We start from the raw sequence: 4289 nt of genomic DNA, 5'->3' as shown, positions 1-4289 counted from the left end.
CTAGAGCACGAGACTGATCGACGGTGGTAGTATGTCGTATAACCTTCAATAAAAAGTGCGTAAACGGCAGTAAAAAAGCCGCTTGGCAGCACGCGCTTTAAATGCGCAAGGACCAAGGAGCAATAATGTATCCGCCTACCGACGTGCCGCAAAAGACGCCTTTTCAGCGCCAGGTGGACGCTATACCGGTTAAGAGTGCGCACGGGCATTGCTCGCCTGCCGACACCACTTTTGTGTTTGCCAACGAAGCGATCATTATTACCGATAAAGATAATCGGGTGATTGACGTTAATCCGGCCTTTTGCGAACTCACCGGGCTAACGCTTGAAGAGGCCAGTAACAAAACGCCGGAAGCCTTTAGTATTTTGCCGCTAGATGATAGCCGCAGAATGCCATTGGTACACGAAGAGCTTAGGCTGCGAGATCGTAGTAAGCACCAGGTGAGTTATCGAAGTCATGACGGACAGTATTATCCTGGCATGATGTCGATTAACCGAGTTCACGATGACCAGGGGCGCATTGATCATCACGTCATTGTGTTGACAGATTTATCGACCATTCCTTCCCATGCGCGGCATTTAAACCGGGAGGTTTATTTCGATGCGTTGACCGGCCTGCCGAATTTGCAGCTGCTAACCCAATTGATCCAAGAATCAATTCTGCATGCCGATCAAAAGCAACTGCCGCTTGCCATCTGCTCACTGGATATTGATTTTTTCCAAACGATCAATGAGCGTTTGGGCGCCCAAATGGGGGATGTTTTACTCTCCTCATTTGCTCAGCGTATCAGTCATCTGCTGTTTGGCGACGATGTGTTGGCCCGCGTAGGGGGCGATGAGTTTGTCCTGCTGCTACACCACGGCGTGGATAATATATTTTTTGAAAAGCTGCTAGCGGCTATTCGCCAACCCATCGTGATTGAGGGGCAGAGCATTTATCTGACGGTCAGCCTGGGAGTTACGCTTTATCCTCGTGACCATGTACAGGGAGATATATTGCTGCGCCACGCCAATCAGGCCATGTACCGTGCCAAGCAGCGCGGGCGTGATACCTACCACTTCTTTGATCCTGACCAGGACCGTTTACTCCAGGTACGCCACGAACAGCGTCAGCGCTTTATTGACGCGCTTAACCGCGATGAGCTGCGCCTGTATTTCCAGCCCCAGGTGGATATGCGTAGCGGTCAGGTTATTGGCGTTGAGGCCCTTATTCGTTGGCAGCATCCTGAGCAAGGATTGCTGGCACCTGGGCAGTTTCTTTCCACGATTGATACCACGTCGCTCGAAATAGATTTAGGTGAGTGGGTGTTGACGCAGGCACTTAATCAACTCACTCAGTGGCAAGCGCAGGGTATTTCGATAACTATCAGTGTGAACATCAGTCCAACGCACCTGCTGATTAGCGATTTTAGTCAACGGTTAGGCGAGTTATTAAAACGCTATTCACATGTGCCGCCTAAAATGTTGAAGCTAGAAGTGCTGGAAAGTGCCGCTATGCACGATATTACCGCAGCACTTAAGAATATAGCCTGCTGTCAGTCATTGGGGGTAGGGTTTGCCATCGACGATTTTGGCACAGGCTTTTCATCGCTAACCCATTTACGCCAGTTGCCGGTGGATTTGATCAAAATTGATCGTAGCTTTGTACGCGATATGCTCACTGATCCAAACGACATGGCGATTGTGGAAAGCGTAATTTATATGGCCAATCGCTTTGACCGAGCCATGCTGGCGGAAGGGGTAGAAACATTGGATCACGCCAAAGCGCTGATGAAATTAGGCTGTTTTCTGGCCCAAGGATTTGGGATCGCCAGGCCCATGCCTGCAGAGGCAATACCCGCTTGGCTTATCCAATGGCCGAATCAAACCGACTGGCAGGCGCTGACGCGTCTTTCGTAAGCGGGCATATTAAGCCGCTTGGCCGGCAGCCATTTCAGGCTCGGGGCCACGCGCTTTGTTCATGTCACTCTGTTGCTGTGCGGCCTCAAGCTTGGCTTCCAATAAATACTGACGGGCTTGGGAGGCGACCTGCAAATCTTTGGGTGATGGATCGGCAGGTGCCAGTGCAGCCGCAATGACAGTCTGCATCTTTTCTATTGTTGCCTGGGGGTTGCCTGGGACGGGGCCGTAATCGATAGGCACTTCACCTGCCACGGCGTAGCGTTTCCCATCGGGGCCTATTTCATATTCGTAAGTGGCGCCGCCGGTATAGGGGCCGCCCGTGATCTGATGGGCCATTTCGTGTTGTCGAACATCACGGTCCGTCTGTTTTAACTGCTCAAGCAGCTGAATCTCTTCAGGCGCCAAAGGCGTCCCGTCGGCACGGGTCGGGCCTGCGGTAACCTCGCTGTCAGCTTTGTTCGTTGCATCTTCTTGGATCGCAGATTTGTCGGTCGCGTTTTGGGTATCGTCAGCCGGGGGCGATACGCGATTAGAAACCGTAGCGTACGCCACTGAAGCCGGAGAAGAAGCACTGATAGTGGATTCCATAAGCAGTTACCGACGCCTGAGCTATTACGTTATTATAGGGTTGAGTTACTATAGCCTATCCGCGAGCGATTAAAAGCGTGCAAGCGCGTATGCCTTGCTGCAACATCTTATTTTGATTAGTACTGCCATGCCTTCCATTGACGTTGTTCTCCACCTGAGCCCTGATGAATGTTTAGCCCACTATGAAGGGCGCATCGCCCATGTGCGGGCGCGAAGCGTCGATGGGCGCTGGGTGGTTTTTCCTGCCGAGGCCATACGACGCATTGTGGGTCAGAATGGTATTCATGGTATTTTCCGTCTTATATTTTCAAGTGAAGGGCGCTTTATGAGTATTCAGCCTCTTGAAAGAGGTTAAGCGTAGTTGGTTTTTGTTGTCGCTATCAGCCACACGACAGCACCGCAGGGAATGGCGATAGGTTATCTTTGCACCATTTTAGTGCTTAAGAGCGCAGTGCAAAAATGTATCCTTGAAAAATATAGTATTTGAAATACAGTATTTGAAATACAGTGTCGGAAACAGAGTGTCGGAAACAGGGTGTTGAAATTTTGGTATCGGAATTTTAGTGCCTAAAAATAGTAACGAAAATTATAGCGTTTAAGAATATCGTCTCTAACAGCCTTTTTAATCCTCTGATGTCTTTCTGCTCTTTTATCCGCAAAATTTTACGTTACTTGCTTAGCGGTATTACTAAATAAGTATTAGTCGTTACTAGTAATTTCTTCGTATGTAAATAGTTAGTACATGGCCTGTAGATTGCCTTTATAATGCGCCCATCATTGATGCCATGAACACTTCCAGGCTTACCCGCCTGTCAGTTTGCAGCCAGCTTACCCGGCATTGGCTGTGGCGCTATTAGGAGATATACCATGTCTGCCTCACCTGTCACCCTCATGGTGGCTCGGCGCGTTGCCAGCGGCCGCTATCATGATTTTAATCGATGGCTAAACGAAGGCCGTGAGCTGGCGGCTGATTTTCCCGGTTATTTGGGGTCGGGCGTACTTGCTCCGCCCAGCCATGATGATGAATATCAGATCATTTTTCGTTTCAGCAGCAGCAAAACACTGCATGCTTGGGAGCATTCTGCTTCACGCAGCGCTTGGCTAATGCGTGGTAAAGGGCTTTATGATGCTCCTCATGAGCACCGCGCCACGGGGTTAGACGCTTGGTTTCAAACAGCTTCAGGCCACACGCCACCCCGGTGGAAGCAGGCCGTGGCCGTGTGGTTGGCGTTTTTCCCCATCTCGCTGCTCTTTCAGTGGATATTTGGCGGTGTATTAAGCGACTGGGCGCTAGTTCCCAGGGTGCTGGCGAGTACCCTGATGTTAACGCCGGTGATGGTGTTTGTGTTTATTCCACTTTCTACCCGGCTTTTATCGCCCTGGCTTCAAGGAGCGTGGTCGCTGTCAGATATTTTGGCGCGCCTGCGGCGTACGTCGAACATAAATTTGTAATGTAAGTCTTTTTTACTTAGATATTTACTCCCTGGTAGGCAACGCTGCTAAGCTGAATATGCTTGCAAGAAAAAGGATAACGGGCGCGGGCGCAAGGCCTGCATAGCACGTCGCTTCCATGGAGTATTATATGATCCACGTTCATCATTTGGAAAAGTCGCGTTCTCATCGAATTTTATGGCTTCTAGAGTTGCTAGAACTAGCGTATGAAATACATGTTTACCAGCGCGATCCTAAAACCCAGCAAGCGCCTGAAGCATTAAAAAGTATTCATCCTTTAGGTAAGTCGCCAGTTATTACGGATGGCGAACTTGTGGTCGCAGAGTCTGGTGCCATTATTGACTATCT

Annotated in this window: 5 protein-coding genes; 4 read left to right on the top strand and 1 reads right to left on the bottom strand. The window is 49.8% G+C overall.

All coding sequences use genetic code 11. The features are described from left to right. Positions 1 to 125: 125 nt before the first annotated feature. Positions 126 to 1898, top strand: coding sequence for a putative bifunctional diguanylate cyclase/phosphodiesterase (locus tag ACT3R7_RS20395; protein WP_193091772.1), 1773 nt, complete (start codon positions 126 to 128; stop codon positions 1896 to 1898). 9 nt (positions 1899 to 1907) lie between these two features. Here the strand turns inward: ACT3R7_RS20395 and ACT3R7_RS20390 are convergent, their stop codons facing one another. Then, positions 1908 to 2489: a putative metalloprotease CJM1_0395 family protein gene (locus tag ACT3R7_RS20390; RefSeq protein WP_193091771.1), complete on the bottom strand. Its 582-nt coding sequence runs from the start codon at positions 2487 to 2489 to the stop codon at positions 1908 to 1910. A gap of 127 nt (positions 2490 to 2616) precedes the next feature. Between ACT3R7_RS20390 and ACT3R7_RS20385 the strand changes: the two genes are divergently transcribed. The 3 genes from ACT3R7_RS20385 to ACT3R7_RS20375 form a co-directional block, all read left to right on the top strand. Then, positions 2617 to 2844: a DUF2835 family protein gene (locus ACT3R7_RS20385; RefSeq protein ID WP_192539379.1), complete on the top strand. Its 228-nt coding sequence runs from the start codon at positions 2617 to 2619 to the stop codon at positions 2842 to 2844. Between the two features lie 512 nt (positions 2845 to 3356). After that, the gene (locus tag ACT3R7_RS20380) at positions 3357 to 3941 is read left to right on the top strand and encodes a putative antibiotic biosynthesis monooxygenase (RefSeq protein ID WP_193091770.1); all 585 of its coding nucleotides are present in this window, start codon (positions 3357 to 3359) and stop codon (positions 3939 to 3941) included. Between the two features lie 130 nt (positions 3942 to 4071). After that, the coding region (locus ACT3R7_RS20375; RefSeq protein ID WP_496199445.1) for a glutathione S-transferase N-terminal domain-containing protein at positions 4072 to 4289 on the top strand (218 nt) is incomplete at its 3' end.

Source organism: Halomonas sp. AOP43-A1-21, assembly GCF_052376775.1.
Classification (GTDB): Bacteria; Pseudomonadota; Gammaproteobacteria; order Pseudomonadales; family Halomonadaceae; genus Vreelandella; species Vreelandella colorata.
This window is presented reverse-complemented; position numbering and strand designations above follow the sequence as displayed.